This window comes from Desulfovibrio sp. ZJ746, from assembly GCF_011039155.1.
Lineage (GTDB): Bacteria > Desulfobacterota > Desulfovibrionia > Desulfovibrionales > Desulfovibrionaceae > Desulfovibrio.
Window position 1 is genome coordinate 129,872 of the sequence record NZ_JAAKEK010000005.1, and the last position, 21,128, is coordinate 150,999.

Annotated in this window: 18 protein-coding genes, 2 tRNA genes and 1 other RNA gene; 4 read left to right on the plus strand and 17 right to left on the minus strand. The window is 68.8% G+C overall.

Going from position 1 to position 21,128, the window contains the following annotated elements; translation table 11 throughout:
* Nucleotides 1–86: 86 nt before the first annotated feature.
* Together G7Y54_RS09065 and G7Y54_RS09070 are read left to right on the plus strand one after the other, a co-directional pair.
* Entirely contained in the window at nucleotides 87–1,310 is a 1,224-nt protein-coding gene (locus G7Y54_RS09065; protein WP_165078987.1) for an aspartate kinase, read from the plus strand.
* Between the two features lie 6 nt (nucleotides 1,311–1,316).
* Complete coding sequence (locus G7Y54_RS09070; protein ID WP_165078988.1) at nucleotides 1,317–1,463, plus strand: hypothetical protein; 147 nt, start codon at nucleotides 1,317–1,319, stop codon at nucleotides 1,461–1,463.
* Nucleotides 1,464–1,469: 6 nt separating this feature from the next.
* On the opposite strand, the gene G7Y54_RS09075 is transcribed toward G7Y54_RS09070, so the two are convergent.
* From G7Y54_RS09075 to G7Y54_RS09150, 16 genes are all read right to left on the minus strand, one after another.
* Entirely contained in the window at nucleotides 1,470–3,257 is a 1,788-nt protein-coding gene (locus G7Y54_RS09075; protein WP_165078989.1) for a long-chain fatty acid--CoA ligase, read from the minus strand.
* A 3-nt stretch (nucleotides 3,258–3,260) separates the two neighbouring features.
* Nucleotides 3,261–4,502, minus strand: a complete 1,242-nt coding sequence (ispD, locus tag G7Y54_RS09080) for a 2-C-methyl-D-erythritol 4-phosphate cytidylyltransferase (RefSeq protein WP_165078990.1) — start codon at nucleotides 4,500–4,502, stop codon at nucleotides 3,261–3,263.
* Between the two features lie 6 nt (nucleotides 4,503–4,508).
* An RNA gene (rnpB, locus tag G7Y54_RS09085) (RNase P RNA component class A) lies at nucleotides 4,509–4,889 on the minus strand.
* 43 nt (nucleotides 4,890–4,932) lie between these two features.
* Nucleotides 4,933–5,745 (minus strand): C4-type zinc ribbon domain-containing protein, encoded by an 813-nt coding sequence (locus G7Y54_RS09090; RefSeq protein WP_165078991.1) that lies wholly within the window; start codon nucleotides 5,743–5,745, stop codon nucleotides 4,933–4,935.
* A gap of 16 nt (nucleotides 5,746–5,761) precedes the next feature.
* A complete protein-coding gene (locus G7Y54_RS09095) occupies nucleotides 5,762–6,577 on the minus strand; it encodes a Nif3-like dinuclear metal center hexameric protein (protein WP_165078992.1) in 816 nt (271 codons plus the stop codon).
* 20 nt (nucleotides 6,578–6,597) lie between these two features.
* Nucleotides 6,598–7,410: a phosphoribosylformylglycinamidine synthase subunit PurQ gene (locus G7Y54_RS09100; RefSeq protein ID WP_165079087.1), complete on the minus strand. Its 813-nt coding sequence runs from the start codon at nucleotides 7,408–7,410 to the stop codon at nucleotides 6,598–6,600.
* 154 nt (nucleotides 7,411–7,564) lie between these two features.
* A tRNA-Arg gene (locus tag G7Y54_RS09105) sits at nucleotides 7,565–7,641 on the minus strand.
* Nucleotides 7,642–7,701: 60 nt separating this feature from the next.
* Nucleotides 7,702–7,971, minus strand: coding sequence for a 30S ribosomal protein S20 (gene rpsT, locus G7Y54_RS09110; RefSeq protein WP_165078993.1), 270 nt, complete (start codon nucleotides 7,969–7,971; stop codon nucleotides 7,702–7,704).
* A 158-nt stretch (nucleotides 7,972–8,129) separates the two neighbouring features.
* Nucleotides 8,130–10,214, minus strand: a complete 2,085-nt coding sequence (glyS, locus tag G7Y54_RS09115) for a glycine--tRNA ligase subunit beta (protein WP_165078994.1) — start codon at nucleotides 10,212–10,214, stop codon at nucleotides 8,130–8,132.
* Between the two features lies 1 nt (nucleotide 10,215).
* Nucleotides 10,216–11,097, minus strand: coding sequence for a glycine--tRNA ligase subunit alpha (gene glyQ, locus G7Y54_RS09120; protein ID WP_165078995.1), 882 nt, complete (start codon nucleotides 11,095–11,097; stop codon nucleotides 10,216–10,218).
* A 57-nt stretch (nucleotides 11,098–11,154) separates the two neighbouring features.
* On the minus strand, nucleotides 11,155–11,913 hold the full coding sequence (gene recO, locus G7Y54_RS09125) for a DNA repair protein RecO (RefSeq protein WP_165078996.1): 759 nt from the start codon (nucleotides 11,911–11,913) through the stop codon (nucleotides 11,155–11,157).
* Nucleotides 11,910–12,923 (minus strand): helix-turn-helix domain-containing protein, encoded by a 1,014-nt coding sequence (locus tag G7Y54_RS09130; protein WP_165078997.1) that lies wholly within the window; start codon nucleotides 12,921–12,923, stop codon nucleotides 11,910–11,912. The genes recO and G7Y54_RS09130 overlap by 4 nt, the downstream gene beginning before the upstream one ends.
* Nucleotides 12,924–12,984: 61 nt before the next feature.
* Nucleotides 12,985–13,935, minus strand: a complete 951-nt coding sequence (locus G7Y54_RS09135; protein ID WP_165079088.1) for a SurA N-terminal domain-containing protein — start codon at nucleotides 13,933–13,935, stop codon at nucleotides 12,985–12,987.
* A gap of 148 nt (nucleotides 13,936–14,083) precedes the next feature.
* Entirely contained in the window at nucleotides 14,084–15,289 is a 1,206-nt protein-coding gene (locus G7Y54_RS09140; protein ID WP_165080245.1) for a peptidylprolyl isomerase, read from the minus strand.
* Complete coding sequence (gene mfd / locus G7Y54_RS09145) at nucleotides 15,286–18,795, minus strand: transcription-repair coupling factor (RefSeq protein ID WP_165078999.1); 3,510 nt, start codon at nucleotides 18,793–18,795, stop codon at nucleotides 15,286–15,288. The genes G7Y54_RS09140 and mfd overlap by 4 nt, the downstream gene beginning before the upstream one ends.
* A 166-nt stretch (nucleotides 18,796–18,961) precedes the next feature.
* Nucleotides 18,962–19,285, minus strand: coding sequence for an IscA/HesB family protein (locus G7Y54_RS09150; RefSeq protein WP_165079000.1), 324 nt, complete (start codon nucleotides 19,283–19,285; stop codon nucleotides 18,962–18,964).
* Between the two features lie 171 nt (nucleotides 19,286–19,456).
* On the opposite strand from G7Y54_RS09150, the gene G7Y54_RS09155 reads away from it, so the two are divergent.
* Together G7Y54_RS09155 and G7Y54_RS09160 are read left to right on the plus strand one after the other, a co-directional pair.
* A complete protein-coding gene (locus tag G7Y54_RS09155; protein WP_165079001.1) occupies nucleotides 19,457–20,494 on the plus strand; it encodes a GNAT family N-acetyltransferase in 1,038 nt (345 codons plus the stop codon).
* Between the two features lie 14 nt (nucleotides 20,495–20,508).
* Nucleotides 20,509–20,910 (plus strand): secondary thiamine-phosphate synthase enzyme YjbQ, encoded by a 402-nt coding sequence (locus G7Y54_RS09160; protein ID WP_165079002.1) that lies wholly within the window; start codon nucleotides 20,509–20,511, stop codon nucleotides 20,908–20,910.
* A 93-nt stretch (nucleotides 20,911–21,003) separates the two neighbouring features.
* On the opposite strand, the gene G7Y54_RS09165 is transcribed toward G7Y54_RS09160, so the two are convergent.
* Nucleotides 21,004–21,079: transfer RNA gene (locus G7Y54_RS09165), tRNA-Asn, on the minus strand.
* Nucleotides 21,080–21,128 lie beyond the last annotated feature (49 nt).

Consider the following 21,128-nt stretch of genomic DNA (forward strand, 5'->3'; position numbering starts at 1 on the left):
GCGGCCCGGGCACCAGCCACAGAGGGGCACGGCCACAGGCTCCCGCAGGCGGCACACTGCCGCGCAATGGCTAACCGGGGTTGGGCATGAAGATTCTGGTGCAAAAGTTCGGCGGCACTTCGGTGGCGACGCTGGAGAGCATGAAGATGGTGCGCGGCAAGGTGCTGGACGGCCTCGCGCGCGGCAACAAGGTCATCGCCGTGCTCTCGGCGCGCGCCGGCGAGACCAACCGCCTCCTGGCGCTGGCCGACGAGTGGTCGCCCGCGCCGGACAGGGCGGAATGCGACGTGCTTGTCTCCACCGGCGAGCAGGTGTCCGTCAGTCTCTTCACCATGCTGCTCAAGGATGCGGGCGTAAGCGCCCGTTCGCTTTTGGGCTGGCAGGTGCCCATCACCACGGACGACGATTTCGGGCGCGCGCGCATCATCGCCATCAACAGCGAGGAATTGCGGCGCCTTTTCGGGCACTACGACGTGCTGGTGGTGGCCGGCTTCCAGGGCGTGACCGCCGACGGCCGCATCACCACCCTCGGGCGCGGCGGCTCGGACACTTCGGCCGTGGCGCTCGCCGCGGCGCTGGATTCCGCGGACTGTGAGATTTATACCGACGTCGACGGCGTCTACACCACCGACCCCAATATCTGCTCAGCCGCGCGCAAGATGGAGCGCGTGGCCTATGACGAAATGCTGGAAATGGCGAGCATGGGCGCCAAGGTGCTCCACATCCGTTCCGTGGAGTTCGCCAAGAAGTACAAGGTGCCCGTGCATGTGCGCTCCACATTCACCGACGACCCCGGCACTCTCGTCACCCAGGAGGATTCCAGCATGGAAGCGGTTCTTGTTTCCGGCATCGCATATGACAAGGACCAGGCCCGCGTGACCCTGCGCGACGTGCCCGACGTGCCCGGCATGGCCGCGGCCGTTTTCGGCCCGCTCTCGGAACGGGGCGTGCTCGTGGACATGATCGTCCAGAACACGAGCCTGGACGGCCACACGGACATGACCTTCACCATCACCCGCAAGGACCTGCCCCAGACGCTGGAGATCATGGACGAGGTGGCGCGCAAGATCGGCGCCTCGGAAGTGCTGCACGACGTGAGCGTGGCCAAGGTCTCGGCCATCGGCGTGGGCATGCGCAACCATTCGGGCGTGGCCGCCCGCGCCTTCGCCGCGCTGACCCAGGAGGGCATCAACATCCTCATGATCAGCACGTCGGAAATCAAGATCACCATCCTCATCCAGGAGAAGTATGTGGAGCTCGCCGTGCGCATCCTCCACGACACCTTCGGCCTGGACTGGGACCTCGGCTAGGCCCGCATGGACAGTTTCAAGAGACGGGGAGGCGCCCCGCGAAGAGCCGGGCGCCCCGCGGCGGCATGGCGTGCGTTTGCCGCCCTGCTCACCCTGCTCCTGCTCGGCGGCTGTTCGCGCCTGCTTTCCATCGTGGACCCGTCGGCCTTCTGAGCCGGCTCAGGCCTGTTTTTTCGGCGCGGTGTCCTGCTGCGCCGGGGCTTCAGCCCGCGCGGGCGCGCCGTCCGCATCGGCCCCGTCGCTGCCTGCCGCCTCCGCACGGCCCTTCCCGCGCCTGGCCTCTTCCTCTTCGCGCAATGCGCGCCTGAGCACCTTGCCCACGATGGTCTTGGGCAGCTCCTCCCGGAATTCCACGAGGCGCGGCACCTTGTAGGACGCGAGCCGCGCGCGGCACCATGACACCACATCGGCCTTGGTGAGCGCCTCCCCGGGCTCGGGCACCACATAGGCCTTGAGGGTCTCGCCGCGCATGCCGTCGCTGATGCCCACGGTCACGGCGTCGGCGATCTTCGGGTTCGCCAGCAGCACCTCGTCCACCTCGCGCGGGTAGACATTGTAGCCGCCCACGATGACCATGTCCTTCTTGCGGTCCACGATATAGAAGTAGCCGTCCTCGTCCATGGTGGCGAGGTCGCCGGTATAGAGCCAGCCGTTGCGCAGCGCGTTGGCCGTTTCGTCCGGCCGCTTCCAGTAGCCCTTCATCACCTGCGGGCCCCGCACCACCATCTCGCCGAGCTTGCCGGGGGGCAGCGAAAGGCCGCCGGCCTCCATGTCCACAATGCGCGCGTCCGTACCCGGGATGGGCATGCCGATGGAATTGGCGCGCTGCCCCTCCTTTCCGAGCGGGTTGCAGTGGGTGATGGGCGAGGCCTCGGTGAGCCCGTAGCCCTCGAGGATGGACGCGCCCGTCACCTCCTGGAAGCGCAGGAACACATCACGCGGCAGCGGCGCCGAGCCGGAAACGCAGATGCGGATGCTGTGCAGGTTGTAGCGGGCGAGATCCTTCTGCTGGAGCAGGGACATGTAGATGGAGGGCGCGCCGGGAAAGACCGAGGGCCGGTATTTCGCGATGAGCTTGAGCACGTCCTGCGGCACATAGCGCGGCAGCGGCAGCACCGTGGCCGCGATATAGACCGGGATGATGAGTGCGATGGTGAGCCCGTAAACATGAAAGAAAGGCAGGAGCGAGATGAAGGTCTGGTGCTCCCTCGCCTTGATATTGATGATGTCCAGCACCTGCCGGCAATTGGTGCCGATATTGGCGTGCGTGAGCTCCACGCCCTTGGAGATGCCCGTGGTGCCCCCTGTGTACTGGAGCAGCACAAGATCGTCCTTGGGCGAGGCCACGGGCTCGGAATGGCGCTCGGCCCCCCGCGTGAACGATCTCCAGAAATGCACCGCGCTGTCGTTGCGGGGCACGTCGGGCCGGTTGCGGCGCTCTTTCAGGCGGTAGAGCAGGTCCAGCGGGAAGGAGAGCGCGTCCGCGATGCCGGTGACGATGAAGTTGCGGATGGGCAGGCGCCCGCGCAGGGCGGCCACGCGCGGCCAGAGCAGGTCCAGCAGGATCATGTGGCTGGCGCCGGCGTCCGTGAGGTTCTGGACGAGCTCCTTCTCCATGTAGAGCGGATTGGTCATCACGGCCACGGCCCCGGCCTTGAGCGCGCCCCAGAATGCGATGATGGTCTGCGGCAGGTTGGGCAGCATGATGGCCACGCGCTCGCCCGGGCGCACGCCCATGCGCCTGAGGGCGCCGGCGAAGCGCTCGGCCTTTTCCCGCAGCGCCCGGTAGGTGATGCGCGTGTTCTGGAAGATGACGGCGAGCCTCTTGGGATAGGCCTCGGCCGCGTCGTCGAGCATGGCGTAGAGGGGCCTGTCCCAGGGCTTGACCTCGTGGGGCACGAAATCCTCATAATGGGCGAGCCACGGCCGCAAAACATCGGTGTCCATGCTTCAATCCTTCGCGGGGCGCAGGCCGCTCACGAGGGCCCAGGCCTTGATGCCTTCCACGCGGCCGGTGAAGCCCAGCCCCTCCTCGGTGGTGGCCTTGAGATTGACCTCATGCCGTGCGAGCCCCAGCAGGGAGGCCACAGTATTGCGGATCTCCTCGCGCCACGGCGCCAGGCGCGGCTTTTGCGCCACCACGGTGAGGTCCACATGGCAGAGGCGTATGCCGGCGCCCGCGGCGAGCTCCAGCACGCGGTCGAGCAGGAGGGCCGAGGAAATGCCGTCAAGGGCCGGGTCGCTGTCCGGGAAATGCTGGCCGATGTCACCGAGGGAAGCGCAGCCGAGGATGGCGTCCATGAGCGCATGCAGGAGCACGTCGCCGTCCGAATGGGCGAACACGCCGGGCGCCCCGGGTATCTCCACGCCGCCCAGCCTGAGCGGCCGCCCGCCGCCGTAGCGGTGCACATCGTAGCCCAGGCCGTTGCAGGGGAGGGACGCGGGCGCATCCCCGCGCAACAGGGCCAGGTCTTCGGGGTTGGTGATTTTCACGTTTTCCGCCTCTCCGGGGATGATGCGCACGGGCACGCCCAGGGCTTCCATGAGGGCCGCGTCATCGGTGGCCGGCGCGTCGGCCCGGGCGCGCTCGTGCGCCTCGCGCAGGAGGGCGGCGTCAAAGCCCTGCGGCGTCTGCACGGCGCGCAGGAGGGCGCGCGGCGGCGTGCCAACGGCCAGTTCCGGCTCGTCGGCATCCACCACTTTGATGGTGTCGGTGACGGGGAGGCCGGGGATGACGGCCGGGGCGCCCCCGGCAAGCGCGGCGCAGATGCGGCGCACGAGGGCCGCGCTCACGAAGGGCCGCGCGGCATCGTGGACGAGCACCTGACGCACATGACGCGGCACCGCGGCGAGCCCGAGGCGCACGGAATCCTGCCTTTGGGGGCCCCCGGCCACGGCGAGCCACGGGATGCCAAGGTCATCGGCGGCGCCGAGGGCGTCCAGGCGGCGCGCTTCGACCTCAAGAGCGGCCTCGGGAAAAACGAGCACGATGCCGCCCACGGCCCCGCTGTGGGCGAACACCTGCGCCGGGCGCCAGTAGAGGGGCACCCCCTCAAAGAGGAGGAACTGCTTGGGGCGCCCATCCAGCGCCGCCGCGAGGCGCCTGCCGCTGCCGGCCGCGAGCAGGACGGCCCAGGGAAGTTCCTCCCCGAAGTTACGGGGCGCCGGAGGGGAAGGCGCGATTGAAGCCATAAAACGCACGGGAGCCGGACGATAAGCCGGGTTCTGTCCCGCCCCGGGCGCAAGGCCTGGCGCGGTGACCGTCATTCCTCTAGGAGCGCGGTTGCCCGCGCCCTCAAGCAACCTACCCGGAAGGCATGGGCCGGGCCGGCCTCCTTCCCTACTTGGTCTTGCTCCGGACGGGGTATGCCGAGCATGCCGCGTCGCCGCGGCATCTGGTGGGCTCTTGCCCCACCGTTTCACCCTTACCACGCATGGCGTGGCGGTTTGCTTTCTGTGGCGCTGTCCGAGGGTCGCCCCTCCTGGGTGTTGCCCAGCGTCCTGCCCTGCGGAGCCCGGACTTTCCTCCCCGGGCCCTGGGCATGCGCCCGAGCCCGCAGCGACGGTCTGTCCGCCTCCCGTGCGCGGCCTTGTTGGAGGCGCGGCCGCTGCGCCTTGAATGCTATTCGGCCGGGGCCTCTTCCGGCGCCTCCGCTTCAGCCACCTCAACGGCGGCCTCGGCCGGTGCGGCTTCCTTGGGCTTGGCCTCCTCGAAATGCTCGCACCAGAAGATAAGGCGCTGGCAATTGGGGCAGCTCTGGATCTGCTGGCCGCGCTGGAGATCGATGAAGGCCTGCGGCGGCACGGCGATATTGCAGCCCGAGCACACGCCCTCGCGCACGGCCACGATGACCGGGTGCTCCAGGCGCTTGCGGATGAACTCGTAGCGCATGAAGACCGGGCGCGGGATGGCCTTGCCCACGGTCTCGCGCTTCTTGCTCAGCTTCTCGAGTTGTTCCCGGGCCTGCGCGAGGCGCGCGTCAAGGCCGGCGCGGGCGGCGTCGAGCTCGGCCTTCAGCGCGCCGTGCTCCTGGTCGCAGTCCGCGAGGGCGCCCTCCTGGATCTGCAATTCCTCGAGGAGGGTGAGTTTTTCCTCCTCGCGGGTGCGGTTGATCTTCTCCATGCTGTCCATTTCGCGCATCATGGCATGGTATTCGCGCGTATTTTCCACCTGCATGAGCTTGTTCTTGCTCTTCTTGATGCGGGCGGAATCGTCGTCGATCTCGAGGGAGAGACGCTTTTTCTGCTCCTGCAGGTGGGAGAGCTTGTCCAGGATGCGCGCCCGGCGCGCCTCCACGGCGGAAAAGCGCTTTTCGAGCTCTTCCAGTTGCCGGGGCGCGGCATCGAGCTCTTGGCGCACGGCAAAGATTTCGTCGTCCACCTTCTGGAGTTCGACAAGTTGTTGGATCTGGTCCAGATACACGGCATCGCTCATGGCGTTCCTCCTCGTCTCACAAAGCCGGGGCCGCGTCCCCCGCGGCGCAACGCGGGCGCAGGGGGGAGGCCGAGGCCACGAAGATGACCTCCAGCCCGGCAAACATGGCCGCGACCAAGAGGCCCATGCGGCGCATCATTTCTTCTTCAAGGCTGTGGTGGCCCACATCAAGGATGCCGATGCGGGCCTCCAGCGCGGTATGGTACTTGACGTCGCCGGTAATGAAAAGCCGGGCGCCGGCGTCCCGCGCCTCGCGCCAGAGCGACGAGCCCGAGCCCGTGCAATAGGCCACGCGCTCCACGCGCTCAGGCACCGGGCCGCACGCCGTGCCGCCCTGAAATTCCAGGAGGCGCGACAACTGGGCGTTGAACTCCTCGAAGGCCATGGGCTTCGGCAAATCGCCGGCAAGCCCGTAGCCGAAGGGCAGCCTGCCGGGCGCCGGCGCGGGGGCCACCGGCTCGAGGACGGCGCGATTGCGCAGGTCGAGCTCGTCAGCAAGCCACGCGGCCGGCCCCGCAGCGTTGACATCGAGGGTGGTGTGCGCGGCATAGAGCGGCACATCGGCCCCGAGGAGAAGGCGCAAGACCTCCCAATAGGCGTCCTGCCGGCGCGGCAAATCGGGCGAAAGCAAGAGCGGATGGTGGCTCAGGATGCAGTCCGCGCGGGCCGCAAGCGCGCGGCGCACGGAATCCGGCGTCGGGTCGAGGCAGACGGCGAGCCTCGCGACCCCGGTGCGCGCGGAGGCCACCTGCAGGCCCGATTTGTCCCACGAGGCGGCGAACTCCGGCCTGGCGATGCGCTCTATGCCCGCGATAAGTTCGGCAAGTTGCATGCTGCCCCCGAAAACGGCGCTCAGGCCTCTTGCGCCCGCAAATAGCGCACGGCGTTGGCGAAAAGCAGGGTCCCCGGCGGGTCGAGCTCGCCGCGCGTCCAGCCGGGATGGTTGGTGACGTGGTGGAAGGCTTCGGGATGCGGCATGAGCCCGAGCACATGGCCCGTGGGGTCGGTGAGGCCCGCGATGGCGAGCGGCGAGCCGTTGGGATTCCACGGATATTCCTGCGTGGGCCGGCCCTCGGGGTCGGCATATTGCAGGGCGATGAGGTTTTCGGCCTCAAGCCGCGCAAGGGTGGCCTCGTCGCGGCAGACGAGCTTGCCCTCGCCGTGGCGCACGGGCATGGCGAGCAGCGAAAGCCCGCGCGTGAACACGCAGGGGCTTTCCGGGTTGGGCAAAAGATGCACCCAGCGGTCTTCAAAACGCGCGGAATCATTGTGCCCGAGCGAGGCCTGCCGCTCGAAGCGCGCGCCGTCCAGCGCCGGCAAAACGCCGAGCTTGACGAGCAGCTGGAAGCCGTTGCAGATGCCGAGCACGAGGCCCCCGGCGTCCAGGAATTCCTCAAGGCTCCTGAGCAGGGGCTTGCCGCCGGCGTCGCGAAGACAGCGCCAGCGCATGGCGGCCGTCTGCGCGGCGCCGAGGTCGTCGCCGTCCAGGAAGCCGCCGGGGAAGATAAGGAAATTATAGTCCGTGAGGCGGCACTCCCCGGAAATGAGGTCGGAGAAATGCACCACGTCCGCCCGGTCAGAGCCGGCAAGCCGCGCGGTATGCGCGGTCTCCAGATGGGAATTGGTGCCGTAGCCGGTGATGACCAGGGTATTGACGGGCGCCATGAAGTTCTCCTTGCCGCTTGTGCGCTGGACGGAAACACGGCCGCGCCCGGCCCCAGCGGGCCTCCCGGCGGGGTCGCCCCGGCCGGAGGGTGGAGCCATCCCGTGCTTCCTTACGCAAAGACGCCTGCGGTTTTTCCCGCAGGCGTCTCAAAAATGGCGCGCCCGAAGAGATTCGAACTCCTGACCTACAGGTTCGTAGCCTGGTGCTCTATCCAGCTGAGCTACGGGCGCGTAAGTGAACCTTTTATTCCTGACGGCGCGGGCTGTCAAGAAAAATCTGCGGGCTCGGCCCTACTCCGCCGCGAGCGCGTTGACGGCCCGGGCGAGGCGGGAGATCTTGCGGGCGGCCTTCTTCCAGTGCACGGCGCCCTTGCCGGCCGCCTTGGCGAGCACGGAGGAGGCTTCGCTCAGCTGCTTTTGCGCGAGGCTCTTGTCGTTGCCCTGAATGGCGGCGCGCACATCCTTGACGGCGTTCTTGACGCGGGTGCGCTGGGCGCGGTTGCGGGCGGCCCGCTTGAGGCTCTGCTTGTGCCGCTTGATGGCGGATTTATGATTGGCCACGTTCTTCCTCCACTCCTTGCGCTGCCGCCGCCGGGGACCAGCCCGCGCAATCTGTCGTTCCGCACGCGGCCTACGCCGCGATGGTGTTGCCAGAAATACGAAACAGGGTTCTTATCCGCATCCCAGGGGCTTGTCAAGCCCTTTCACCGCGGGGCCGCTCATATCTGGAGGGCCGAAATGTCGGCCACGCGCGCCACGCGCGCCCCGAGAGCCCGCAACAGGGCGAGACGGTTGCGGCGCAGGGCCGCGTCCTCCGCCATGACCATGACGCCGTCAAAAAAGCCGTCCACCGCGGGCCGGAGGGCCGCGAGTTCCCGAAGCGCCCCGGCCATATCACCCGTGGCGAGCAGGGCGTCCGCCTTGGGGAGCGCCTGCGCAAGCGCACCGGCAAGGGCCTGTTCCGCCGGCTCCCGCAAGAGGGCCGCGTCCCACTCGCCGGGGATGTCCTCCTTGGCGCCCTGCTTGCGGAGGATATTATCCACCCGCTTGAAGGCCAGGAGCGCGCCCTCATTTTCCGCCTCGCGCACGAAGGCCGAGAGCGCGGCGAGGCGCGCGGCGCAGGCCGGCACGTCGTCCACCCCGGCGCCGAGGGCCGCATCCACGAGCACCGTGTCATCGCCCCGGCTCACGAAATACTGCCGCAGGCGCCCGCGGAAAAACTCCATGAGCTTGTCCAGCGCCACCTCGGGCGCGAGCTTCCAGCGGCGCTCGCCATAGAGCTTGCGCGCCTCGGCGAAGAGCGAGCGCACATCAAGGTGCAGGTCGAAGGCCAGGAGAATGCGGATGATGCCGAGGGCGCAGCGCCTGAGCCCGTTGGGGTCGGCCGCGCCGGTGGGGATCATGTTGAGGCCGAAGCAGCCGGCCAGCGTGTCCGCCTTGTCGGCGATGGAGAGGAGCGCCCCGGTGAGGCTTTGCGGCACGGGCGTGTCCGGCCCGGCGGGCAGGTACTGCTCCTTCAGGGCTTCGGCCACTTGGGGCGCCTCGCCCTTGTTGGCCGCGTAGATGCCGCCCATGATGCCCTGCAGGGTGTCGAACTCGCCCACCATGCCGCTCACGAGGTCGGCCTTGGAGAGCCGCCCGGCCCGGGCTGCCAGCGCGGGGTCGGCGCCGGGCACGCGCCCGGCGAGCCAGCGGCACAAGGCCTCGAGGCGGCGCGTCTTGTCGCCCATGCTGCCGAGGGGCCCGATGAAGATGACATGGTCGAGCTTTTCAAGCCAGGTGTCGAAGCTCTCGCGCGAATCCGCGCGCCAGAAGAAGCGCGCGTCCTCAAGGCGGGCCCTGAGCACCCGCTCCCAGCCGCGCTTGACCGTCGCCATGTCGCGCGGGGCCAGGTTGAGCACGGTGAGGAAATGCGGCAAGAGCGCGCCGTCCGCCCGGCGGATGCCAAAGCTCTTCTGGTGGCTCTCCATGCTCGTCAGGAGCACCTCGGCCGGCACTTCGAGATACGCGGGGTCAAAATCTGCGAGAAGCGGCACAGGATGCTCCACGAGGCCCTGCACCTCGTCGAGCAGGCCCTCCTTCCAGACCACGGTGCCGCCCATGGCGGCCGCCTGGGCATTGCCGCCCTCGATGATGGTTTGCCGCCGCTTCGCCGGGTCGACCACGATGCCGCCGGCCTGTTCGGCCACGGCCAGATAGTCGGCCGCCGCGGGCACCTTGTGCGGGCCCTCGCCGTGGACGCGGTGGCCCCAGGTCTCCCGGCCGGACTCGAGATGGCCCACCTTGAAGGGCACCACCTCGCCGTCGAGCAGGGCGAGCACCCAGCGCAGGGGCCGGGCATAGGCGAGCGAATGGGCGCCCCAGCGCATGCGCTTGGCAAAGGGGAGCCCCTGAATGAGCTCCGGGCAAATCTCGGCAAGCAGCGCGCTTGCCGCGGCGCCGCCGCTACGCTTCTTCACCGCCACATATTCGCCCTTATCGGTCTTTGTGCGGAAGATTTCCGCCGCATCAACCCCGTTGGCGCGGGCGAAGCTCTCCAGCGCCCTTGTGGGCGCGCCGTCCGGACCGTAGGCCACGCGCGCGGGCGGCCCGACGATGACTTCCTCCCGCTCCCGCTGCACCGGGTCGAGCTCTTCCACCATGACCACGGCGCGCCGGGGCGTGCTCATGACGCGCACATTCCCGTACGCGAGGCCGGCCTTGTCGAGCGCGGCCGACATGCGGGCGGCCAGCTCGGCCTCCTCGCCGGGCAGGAAACGGGCGGGCAGCTCCTCGCTGCCGATCTCCAGCACAAAGGTCGCCATGTTACCTCCCGGCCTTTTCGGTGAGCAGGGGATAGCCCTGCCGCTCGCGCTGCGCAGCGTAGCGGGCGGCCACGCCGGCCGCAAGCGCGCGCACCCGGCCGATATAGCCGGTGCGCTCGGTGATGGAAATGGCCCCACGGGCATCAAGGAGGTTGAAGGTGTGGGAGCACTTCAGGCAATAGTCATAGGCCGGCCAGGGCAGGTCGAGCTCGAGCATGGCCTTGCATTCGCCCTCGAAATCGTTGAACTGCCGAAGCAGCATCTCCGCATTGCTGGCCTCGAAATTGTGGCGCGACTGTTCCACCTCGTTCTGGTGGTAGATGTGGCCGTACGTGACATCCTTGTTCCAGGCGAGGTCATAGACGGATTCCACGCCCTGCAGGTACATGGCGAGGCGCTCGAGGCCGTAGGTGAGCTCCACGCTCACCGGCGAAAGGTCGATGCCGCCCACCTGCTGGAAATAGGTGAACTGGCTCACCTCCATGCCGTTGAGCCACACCTCCCAGCCGAGGCCCCACGCGCCCAGCGTGGGCGACTCCCAATCGTCCTCCACGAAGCGGATGTCGTGGGCCGCCGGGTCGATGCCGAGGGCGGCCAGGCTTTGCAGGTAGAGCTCCTGCACATTGTCCGGCGAGGGCTTGAGGATGACCTGGAACTGGAAATAGCGCTGGAGGCGGTTGGGGTTCTCGCCGTAGCGGCCGTCCGTTGGGCGGCGGGAGGGTTCCACATAGGCCACCTTCCACGGTTCGGGCCCGAGCACGCGCAAAAAGGTGCTCGGGTTGAAGGTGCCGGCGCCGCACTCCACGCCGGAGGGCTGCTCGATGACGCAGCCCTGCCCCGCCCAGTATCGCTGAAGCGTGAGGATGACATCCTGAAAATACATGGTTCTCCCTCTTGCGGCCCCCAGCCGGGGAAGGCCCGCGCCGCGGCAACAACCGCATCACACGCGGCGGAAACGGCCGTTCTCCCAGGCGAGGCCGAGATGGTACTGCACAAAGCCGTCGATGAGCCGCGCACAGGCGCGCCGCTCGGGCGCGGAGAGCGCCTCCGCCGGCCATGCGGACGGAAAAGTTTGCTGCACGGCGCGCAAAACGTCAAGCCCGGCCCGCGAGACCTCCACGCAATAACGCGTTTCGGCGAGCGGGCGCTCCGCACGGCAGCGCGGGCAGAGCAACAGGCCCTCGTCCACCACGAAGCTCGCCCTCTCTTCCACGTCCGCGCCGCAGAGGCCGCACTGGCCGAGATTGGGCGCGAAACCCAGGGCACCGGCGAGCCGCAGGCGGAAAAACAGCGGCAGCAGCGCCGGCACCGGGGCGCCGCCCTCCAGCAGCTCGCGCAGGTCTTCGAGCAGGGCGAAGCTCTCCGGGGCGCCTTCGCCGTCCACGCCCAGGGCCTCGAGAAAGCGCAGGCAGTTGGCGGCAAGGCCCATGCGCCGCCAGTCGGCGCGCAGGCCCCGGGGGCCGCGCAACAGGGCGGCCTCCTCAAGATTGAGGAAGTCCCCCCGGCCCGACACCTTGACCCGGCATTGCAGGGTGTTGAACACATCGAGGCAGCCGCAGAAACGACGCCTGCTGCGGCTCGCCCCGAAGGCGAAGAGCGTGAGCGCGCCCCGGCCGCGACAGAGGAGCCGGAGCCAAAGGTCAGATTCGCGGAAATGCCCCATGCGGAGCACCACCGCCTCGTCCCGCCACTCGTTCACTGGCCGTCTTGCGGCGGGAAGGTGAGCGTCCGCACCTGCCCGGACTGCCCGGCGGGCGGCATGCTCTGCCCGTCATAGCGGATGCGCACCCCGCCGGCGTTGCCGAGCTTGAGCTCAAGGCTGCGGGCGAAGGTGAGCGCGAAAGTGTCGCCCTTGCGCAGGGAGAACTGGCGCGTGTCCGTCCTGTCCGCGTTGGAGTGAATCCAGCATTCTTCCGTGGCCGTGATGATGACCTTGTGCTGGCCCGGGGCCGCCGCGTCGTCGCCGGCCTGGGCCGGAGCGGCGGCTGCCTCCTGCCCGGGGGCGGAAGAGGCGCCGGCCGCGGAAGCCGCGAGAGCGGCCGCTGGCGCGCCCTGCTCCTCCTGTCGGGATGTCACAGCTGCGGGCCGGGCGGGCTGCGGGCTGGCTTGCGGGGCCGGTGGCGCCGCTTCGGGGCGCTGCGCCTGTGGCTGTGCCTGTTGCACGGTCGCCGCCGGGGCCGGCTGGGCGCTGCGGGCGGGCGCCGGCCTCGCGCTTTCGGCCTTTTTCACGGGCTCCGCCACCGGCGCGGGCTGCGCGGAGCTGAGCGGCGGCGATGGCTGCGCCAGGCGCTGCTGCTCCAGCCCGGAGAGCAGGGGCAGGCCCCAGCGCCAGCCGGCATAGGCGCCCGCGGCCACCAGCAGCAGGACGAGGACAACGAGCGCGCCCTTGCCCCCGCCGCTGCGCCCACCGCTGCGGTGCACGCGCGGGACCGCTTCGGCCATGTTGACGGGCGCCTGCGGGGCCGCTTCGGGAGCGCTCACGCCATTGAGCGCGTTGTGGATTTCCTCGGGCGACATGCCGAGATAGGCCGCATAGGAGCGGATGAAGCCCCGCGCATAGGCGGGGTGCGGCAGGGCGGCGGCATCGCCCTCCTCCAGGGCGCGCAGGTGGCGCGCGCTGATCTTGAGGTGGTCGGCGGCATCCTCGATGCGCAGGCCGCGCCGCTCGCGTTCGGCGCGCAGGGCCGCGCCCAGTTCGTCAAAGTTCATCACAGTCCCTCGCCGCCGGGGCGGCTGTCGCGCGTGCGGGCACGGGCCGTGCCTGCGCGGGCTAGTTGAGCCTGATGTCGATAACGGCCTTTTCCCGCAACTGGCGGGAATAGTCTTCAAAGCGGCCCTTGGCCTTGGGCTGGCGCAGGATGGCGTCGATCTGCGGGGTGGCCTGCTCCAGCGTCAGCGGCGTCTCCGCGCCGCCGCCGGGCCGGAAGAGATGCACCTGCGCCTTGTGGCCCTGCAGGTCGAAAAGCTCGGTCACGTCCCCGGGCTTCATTTGGGAGAGGCGCCCGTCCCACTCGGGGTTGAGCCTGTCCCACTCCACCGGGCCCATATCGCCGCCCTTGTCCTTGTTGGGCGCGATGGAATACTTGGCGGCCGCCTCCTCGAAGCTCAGCTTGCCGGCCTTGATCTGCGCGGCCACGGCCGCGGGATTGGCCTTGGGATGGTAGACGAGCAGCCCCATGCGCAGGCCGTTGCGGTCGAACATGGTGTCCTTGTGGGCCTCGTAATAGGCCTTGATCTCGTCCGGCGTGACCACCACGCGCCGGCCGACCTCCATGCCCATGACCTTCTGCCGCAAAAGGCTCTTCTCGATATTGGCCCGCAGGCCGGCGAGCGGGATCTTCTGCTGCTTGAGCTGCGCCTCGAACTGCTCCTTGGTGAGCTTGCGCGCGAGCATCATGCGCTTGAGCTCGTTGTCCACCTCGGCCTCGCTCACCGTGACCTTGAGGCGCTTGGCCTCCTGCGCGATGAGGATGTCCATGATCATGAGGTCGAGCACCTTGCGGAACACCGCGTCCACGGCCTTGGCCTGCGCCGGGTCATTGGGGTTGAGCCGCGCGCGGGCGAGTTCGGGGAGTGCCTCTTTCTGGAGGTCGAACATGGTGATGACCTGGCCGTTGACCACGGCCGCCACCTTGTTCAACTGGGCCGCGGAAGCACTCTCAAAGCCGCCGCAAAGGATACAGAGAATGGCGATCACGAACGCCGGGAAGAGAAGACGCATTTTCACCAGAGCTCTCCTTGCTCCGCGCGCGAAGGAATGGCCCTTCGCGCGCAACGGGTCGGGCGCGCGCCACCGGGGCGCAACGGGATGTCGGCTTTCATGCCTACTGCAAAAGGCGCCCGGTGGCAATCACCGGGAAAATTCCCGCCTAGCGGCCGGCAGGCCGGGGCGCCGGACGGCCCGCTCCCATGCGCCGGGCGCCCCTGCGCGCGCCGTCCCCGCCGTCCCGCGCACCCTCCCGCACAGCATTCTGTACATCGGGCGCGCCTTCGGCGCCCGCAGCGGCGGCATCGTCCTCTCGCTCACGCTGGCTCTCCGGGTGGTCGAGATCCTCGCCCTCGTCCGGCTCCTCGGTGACAAAGCCCGCGAGCCCGGGCGTAAGCAGCGATTCCTTGAGCTCCGGGGCGACCAGTATCTCCGAGCGGCCGAGGCTCTCCTCCAGCCACTCCCCGAAAGCGGCGGATTTCTTTTCCTCCAGCAGGATGGCCTCAATGAGCGGATAGGCCTCGGTGAGTTCCAGCGCGTGGCCCTTCTGGCGCCCGGCGAGCGCGATGGCCCGCCATTCGCCGTCCTGCTGGCGCGGCTCGCCGCAGGCGCCTGGCTTGAGCGCCGCGGCCTCCTTGCGCCATGCCGGGGGCACCTCGTCCGGCTGCACCTCGAGGCATTGCGCGAGCGCGCCGGAATCGCTGGCGGCCGCGCCGGAAAGCACCGCGAAATCGGCCTCGGCGTCCGCCTCGGGCCGCTCGCGGAAGCGCGCCGTGAAGGATTGGCAATAGGCGGCGAGTGCCTGCTTCTCAGGGGCGGCGGCGAAGCAGATATCCAGATAGCCGGGGAGCACGAAGTCCGCCTTGTGCTCCTCATAATACGCGCGCGCCTCGGCCATGGAGACCTGGATGGCCGGCAGGAGCACCCGTTTCCTGAAGACCTCCATGGCGAGATGGTCGCGCATGAGCGCCTTCCAGTCGGCCTCGCGCAGGGAGGAGGCGGTGAGGAACTGCTCGAGCCCGCCGGGCCCGAAATCCTCGCGCACCTGGGCCACGGCGTGCTCAAGGGCCGCGTCGGTGACGGCCATGCCCCGCCGCTCGAGGTCCTGGCGCACGAGGGCATGGACGATGAGCGTGCCCAGGGCGCCGCCGTAGCGGCTTTTCATGGCTTCGAGCGAAGGCCGGTGCGGGATGCCCAGCGAGGAGGAGCGGCTGTCCATGAGCGCCTGCACGGCGGAAAGCCGGATGGGCTCGCCGTTGATGCTGGCCACCACCCCGTCCGGCAGCCGGCTTTCAAAGCAGCCGGCGAGCGCCAGCGAACACGCGAGCACCCAGAGGAGCCCAAGGGCGCGGAAGGCCCGTCCCGTCATGCGGCACCTCCTGCTGCGGCGGCTTCCGAAGCCTCATCAGGGATGGCCTGCGAGACAGCCGGGGGCGCCAGCCTCGGGGCGCGGATCTTTTCCAGCAGGGCGCGCACGGCCGCAAGGCCTTCGCTGAAGGGCACATCCTCGGAAACCGGCAGGGAGAGCCCGGCCGGCGGATGCAGCTTGACCCCGGGCTCGCTGGCGGCGAGCTCCACGATGCGCTCGGGCGAAACGGCGGTCTGCCCCTGCGCCCAGACGAGGCGCACGCTGTTGCGGTGGATATCGGCCTTCTGCACCTGGAGCTCAGTGAGGAATTCCTTGAAGTCCAGCACGGCGAGAAAGTTGCGGAACTCCTCGGGGAAGGCACCGAAGCGGTCGCGGATGCCGAGGGCCACTTCCTCGCGGGCCGCGCCGCCCACGGCCGATGTCAGGGACTTGTAGCAGCGCAGGCGCTCGCGGCCGTCATCTATATATGTGGCCGGGATGTGGGCCGGCAGCCCGAGGTTGAGCTCGGTCTCTGCGGCGAGGGCAGCGGGCGTGCCCTTGAGGCGCGCCACCGCCTCCTCCAGCATTTCGAGGTACAGGTCAAGGCCCACGCGCGTCATGTGGCCGGACTGCACCTCGCCCAGGATATTGCCCGCGCCGCGCAGGCGCAGGTCTTCCATGGCCACTTGGAAGCCGGCGCCGAGATAGTCCATGTCGAGGATGACGCGCAGGCGCTCTTCCGCCGTTTCCGTGAGGCGCGAGGCGTCGGGCACCACAAAGAAGGCGTAGGCCTGCCGGTCGCTGCGGCCCACGCGGCCCCGAAGCTGGTAGAGCTGCCCAAGGCCGAACATCTGCGCCTGGTCCACCACGAGGGTATTCGCGCGGGGAAAGTCCAGCCCGGACTCCACGATGGACGTGCAGACGAGCACATCGAGCTCGCCGTGCCAGAACTTGCGCATGGTGGCCTCGAGCTCGGCCTCGGCCATCTGGCCGTGCGCCATGCCCACGCGCGCGTTCGGCGCGAGCTTGCGCACATATTCAGCCACGCGCTCGAGCCCCTGCACCCGGTTGTAGACCCAGAACACCTGACCCTCGCGATCGAGCTCGCGCTGGAGCACCTTGCGCAGGGTGGCGTCGTCGCGCCCGAGCACGGCCGAGGCCACGGGCTTGCGGTCCTGCGGGGCGGTCTCGATGATGGAGAGCTCGCGGATACCGGACATGGAGAGCTGGAGCGTGCGCGGGATGGGCGTGGCCGTGAGCGTGAGCACGTCCACATTCTTTTTCAGGGCCTTGAGCTTTTCCTTGTGGCGCACGCCGAAGCGCTGCTCCTCGTCGAGAATGAGCAGCGCGAGGTTCGGGAGCTTCACGTCGTTGGAAAGCAGGCGGTGCGTGCCGATGAGGATGTCGACCTGCCCGGCCTCGGCGGCCTTGAGGGTCTCTTTCTGCTTGGCGCGGGGCACGAAACGGCTCAGGAGCCCCACATTGATGGGAAAGCCCGCGAGACGCGCCCTGAAGGTCTGGTAATGCTGCTCGGCGAGCACCGTGGTCGGGCAGAGCAGCGCCACCTGCCGCCCCTCGGAGGCGGCGCGGAAGGCCGCGCGCAGGGCCACCTCGGTCTTGCCGAAGCCCACGTCGCCGCAGACGAGGCGGTCCATGGGGCGCTCGCCGTCCATGTCGTCGAGCACGTCCTGGATGGCGCGGGCCTGGTCGGGCGTCTCCTCATAGCCGAAGGTGGCCTCGAACTCGCGGAAGAGCTCGCCCGGCGGGTCGTAGCGGAAGCCCTTGGCGACCTTGCGGTAGGCATACATCTCCACAAGGTCGGCCGCGATCTTCTCGATGGCCTTGCGGGCCTTTTCCTTGCCGGCCGCCCAGGAGGGGCCGCCCAGCTTGTCGAGGGGCGGCTCCGCGCCCTCGGCGCCCTTGAAGCGCTGGATGAGGCCGAGGCGGTCGGCCGGCACATAGAGCTTGTCATGGCCCGCGTATTCCAGCAGGAGAAAGTCATTGGCCGCGGCGTTGACATCGAGGTGGTGCAGCCCGGCGAAGCGGCCGATGCCGTAATCGCGGTGGACGAGCAGGTCGCCCTCTTTCAGGCTCTCGAAGCTGTCCAGCCCCTTGAAGGCGCGCGTGGCCGCGCGGTGCGTCTTTTCGGCGCGCGGATAGAGGATGTCCTCCCCGAGGACGAGGCTATTGTCCCAGGCGAGCTCCGCGCCGCCGCGAAAGGGCGAGATGAGCGCGAACAGCCCCCCCTGCCCCGGGGCGTAGCGCAGGGCCGGGGCGATGCCGTCCTGCTCGGCCAGCTTGAGGAACTTGTTGCGGCCGCGCTCGGAAGAAAAGCTGAGGATGACCTGCCGCCGCTCGCGCTGCCAGGCCTTGAGGCCGGCCGCCAGGTGCTGCCAGGGCCTGTCCTGCGCGCCGGGCGCGGGAAAGAGCTCGGCGAACTGGTGCAACGGCCGCTCCTGCAGGGAGACGCCCCGCGCCTCCACACCCACCACCAGCGGCTCGTCGAAAACGCACTGAAAGCCGTTCCACGGCGCGGGCTGGGAGGAGCGGCGGAACACGAGGCTCGCGGGCTGCGGCAGGGCCGCGTCCTCTTTCTCGAGCTCTTCCTTGAGGCTCTGGCGCACGGCGCGCAGGGCCTCGGCGCTGTCGGCCTCGCCGGGGAGTATCCACAGGCTCTCCGGGTGGAGCCAGTTCTCGAACAGGCTCGCCTTTTCCCAAAGGAGGCCGGGCAAGAGGCCGGCGCCGCCCTCCTCAAGCGCCTTGCGGTAGGTATAGGCGTCGTTCTCGCTGATGCGGCCCTCGCGGACAAGCGTCTCGCAGCGCGCGCGGGCGGCTTCGCGGCCCTTGGTGTCCAGCGGCAGCGGGCTCACGGGCAACAGGGTCAGTTCCTCGATATTGCGCAGGGAGCGCTGGCTCTCGGCATCAAAGAGCCGCATCTCCTCGATGGAGTCGCCGAAAAATTCCAGGCGCACCGGGCGGCCATAGCCGGGGGCGTAAATATCGAGGATGTCGCCGCGCCGCGCGAGCTCGCCCGGGCGCGTCACCATGCTCACGCGCTCGTAGCCCCATTCCACGGCCTGCTCGATGATGAGCTCGGGCGAGAAGTCCATGCCCAGCGCAAGATCGAGGCTGCGGCCGCTGAAGAAGTCCGTGGGCATGTAGCGCGGGATGAGGCTCGCCACGGAGGCCACCACGCAGCGGGGCCTCCCCTGGGCGAGCGCGTAGAGGGCGGCGAGGCGGCCGCTCCAGCCGTCGCGGTCGGCCCAGTCGCGCAGGCGCGGCATGACGAGCAGGGGGCGCTCCCAGACAGGGCTCGCCACATCGCCGTCACCCACGGACAGCTCGGGGAGGAAGAGGCGCGCCAGCGCCGAGGCCGTGTGCAGCTCTTCGCGGCCGCGGGCGAGCAGCACGGCCGTGCGCCCGGAAGCGAGCGCCTGGGCCGCCAGGCGGCAGCGCGTCGCCATGCCGCTGCGCTCTAGGTAGACCCTGGTTTCAGCGCTGGCGAGGATGGCGTCGAAATCCTGCATGGGAGCCTGCGAAGGAGGGAACGGATAGGGAGTGGAGGCCGCGGCCGGCGCCTTGGCCGCCCCGCGGAAACGCGCCCAGACCGGGAGAGCGCCATGGCGCCCCCGGCCTGGTCAAAAATGCCTGCGGCCCGGCCCCATGAAGGCCAGGGCCGCAAACGGATGAAGACTAGTGCGAGCCGCAGCCGCCGCAGCAGCCGCCGCAACCGCCGCCCGCGCTTTCAGACAGGGGCACGGTGGGATCGACCAGGAAGCCCATGGGGGTCAGGTCAATCTTGGCGCCCTTGATCTGGTCGAGGAGTTCCTTGTTGATGCAGAAGGTGAAGCCGCCGGCCTCTTCGCTCACATCGTCATCGCCGGCCGGGTCGAGCCCGAGGGCGAGGCGCGGGCCGGAGCAGCCGCCGGGCGCCAGGTAGATGCGGATGGTTTCCTTGTCCTTATCCTTGAAATACGCCTCAAGCTCGTTGCGGGCGCTTTCGGTGAGTTCGAGCATCATGTCCTCCAGGTTTTGGCCGCAAAATGCGGGCATCACCTAGTTAAGACCTGTGCGCCCGCCTGTCAATGCGGGCGCCCCACTTCCCCCGGCGCCTGCCCTTGACCGGGGCGCCCATCCATGGGACTTTTCCGCCATGTGCGCCCGCCCTTTCCCGGCCCCGGAGGCTCCATGCCCTTTCTCCCGCTGACGGACAGTCCCTCTGAAGGGGGCGGGACGGCCGGCGCGCAGGCCCTGACGGGCGTGCTCCCCCTTTGGGAGCACCTTGCCGCCACCACCGGCCAGGCCGACCCCTTCTGTTGCGCCCCGGCGTGGCAGCTCACCTTCAGCGAGACCGTCACGCCGGGCAAAAAGCTCTTCTTCCATGCGGAAGCCCATGGCCTCGCCGTGTTCACGGAAGTCCTGGCGGAGGGGCAGCGCGTCTTCCTGACCCCGCCGGAAAACGGCTGGCTCTTCGGCTGCCCGCTGCTCGGGGCGGCCGCCGGGGATGCGCTCGCCGCGTCCCTCAGCGCTTTTGACGCGGCCTACCCGGACGCGGTGCCCCATCTCATCCTAAGCGGCATCCAGCCGCGGGGGCCGCTCGCGGCCATGCTCCTGCACCGCTTCGGCGGGGCCTACGCCTTTTTCCGCCACGGCAGTTCCGTCCAGTGCGCGGCCTCGCTTGCCGGCGGGGTGGACGGCTACCTCTCGCGGCGCTCGGCCAACCACCGCGCCAAGCTCAAAAAGGCCGCGCGCAAGGCGCATGCCGCGGGCGTCAGTTTTACGCGCGAGCACCCGTCCACGCCCGGCGAGGCAGCGACCCTGTATGCGCGCATGCAGGCCGTGGAGGCGCAAAGCTGGAAGGGCCTTGCGCAGTGCGGCATGGGCGAGGCCCCGGCGCGCGAATTTTATGCGCTGCTCGTGCAACGACTGGCCGGGGAGGGCAAGCTGCGCGCCATCATGGCGCAACGCGACGGCCGGGACATCGGCTTCATTTTCGGCGGCCTGTGCGGGGCCACCTATCGCGGCCAGCAGTTCAGCTATGCCGCCGGGGAGCACAAGCTCTCCCTCGGCAACCTGCTCCAGCTCGAGACGCTGAAATGGCTCTGTGAAGAGGGCGCGGCCCGCTACGACATGGGGCCCGTCACGGGCCCGCGCATGGAATACAAGCGCCACTGGACGGAAGAAAACCACGAGATCCAGGCCTGGCTCATGGTCAAAAAACCCTGAACGCGGAGGACGGCATGCAACAACTGGAAGTGCGCACCACGCGCCGCGAGGAAATGCTCGACATCACCGGGGCCGTGGCGGAACTCGTGCGCCGGCAGGGCTGGGCGGATGGCGCCCTCATGCTGTTTTGCACGCACACCACCTGCGGGCTCACCATCAACGAGGGGGCCGACCCGGACGTGAAGCGCGACCTCATCCGCTTTTTCAATGAGATCGCCCCGCACACCCACGGCTGGAGCCACGCCGAGGGCAACACCGACGCCCATATCCGCGCAAGCCTCCTTGGCGCTTCGCTGCTCGTGCCGCTCGCCGGGGGCTCCCTCTGCCTCGGCCGCTGGCAGAGCATCTATCTTTATGAAGGCGACGGCCCGAGGACGCGCACGGTGCTGGCCCAAAGGCTTGGCGCGGAAGACTGAGGGCCAAGAACATTTGGTATTTTTAGGGAAATTTTCCGAACGGCCCAGACGAAAAGGGGCCGCAGCATCTCTACTGCGGCCCCTGAAACTTTCTGGCTCCCCGAGACGGACTTGAACCGCCAACCTAGTGATTAACAGTCACCCGCTCTGCCGATTGAGCTATCGGGGATCATTGGCAGGAGTGTTTGTACGGAAATCGCGGTCCGAGGTCAAGAAAA

What these genes read in the sequence shown, in the direction of transcription:
- G7Y54_RS09065 (WP_165078987.1), top strand. Translation starts at nt 87, where the DNA reads ATGAAGATTCTGGTGCAAAAGTTCGGCGGCACTTCGGTGGCGACGCTG.
- ispD (WP_165078990.1), bottom strand. Translation starts at nt 4,502, where the DNA reads ATGGCTTCAATCGCGCCTTCCCCTCCGGCGCCCCGTAACTTCGGGGAG.
- G7Y54_RS09155 (WP_165079001.1), top strand. Translation starts at nt 19,457, where the DNA reads ATGCCCTTTCTCCCGCTGACGGACAGTCCCTCTGAAGGGGGCGGGACG.
- G7Y54_RS09095 (WP_165078992.1), bottom strand. Translation starts at nt 6,577, where the DNA reads ATGCAACTTGCCGAACTTATCGCGGGCATAGAGCGCATCGCCAGGCCG.
- G7Y54_RS09135 (WP_165079088.1), bottom strand. Translation starts at nt 13,935, where the DNA reads ATGCGTCTTCTCTTCCCGGCGTTCGTGATCGCCATTCTCTGTATCCTT.
- mfd (WP_165078999.1), bottom strand. Translation starts at nt 18,795, where the DNA reads ATGCAGGATTTCGACGCCATCCTCGCCAGCGCTGAAACCAGGGTCTAC.
- G7Y54_RS09100 (WP_165079087.1), bottom strand. Translation starts at nt 7,410, where the DNA reads ATGGCGCCCGTCAATACCCTGGTCATCACCGGCTACGGCACCAATTCC.
- G7Y54_RS09075 (WP_165078989.1), bottom strand. Translation starts at nt 3,257, where the DNA reads ATGGACACCGATGTTTTGCGGCCGTGGCTCGCCCATTATGAGGATTTC.
- G7Y54_RS09070 (WP_165078988.1), top strand. Translation starts at nt 1,317, where the DNA reads ATGGACAGTTTCAAGAGACGGGGAGGCGCCCCGCGAAGAGCCGGGCGC.
- glyS (WP_165078994.1), bottom strand. Translation starts at nt 10,214, where the DNA reads ATGGCGACCTTTGTGCTGGAGATCGGCAGCGAGGAGCTGCCCGCCCGT.
- glyQ (WP_165078995.1), bottom strand. Translation starts at nt 11,097, where the DNA reads ATGTATTTTCAGGATGTCATCCTCACGCTTCAGCGATACTGGGCGGGG.
- G7Y54_RS09090 (WP_165078991.1), bottom strand. Translation starts at nt 5,745, where the DNA reads ATGAGCGATGCCGTGTATCTGGACCAGATCCAACAACTTGTCGAACTC.
- G7Y54_RS09160 (WP_165079002.1), top strand. Translation starts at nt 20,509, where the DNA reads ATGCAACAACTGGAAGTGCGCACCACGCGCCGCGAGGAAATGCTCGAC.
- G7Y54_RS09140 (WP_165080245.1), bottom strand. Translation starts at nt 15,289, where the DNA reads ATGACGGGACGGGCCTTCCGCGCCCTTGGGCTCCTCTGGGTGCTCGCG.
- G7Y54_RS09150 (WP_165079000.1), bottom strand. Translation starts at nt 19,285, where the DNA reads ATGCTCGAACTCACCGAAAGCGCCCGCAACGAGCTTGAGGCGTATTTC.
- G7Y54_RS09130 (WP_165078997.1), bottom strand. Translation starts at nt 12,923, where the DNA reads ATGAACTTTGACGAACTGGGCGCGGCCCTGCGCGCCGAACGCGAGCGG.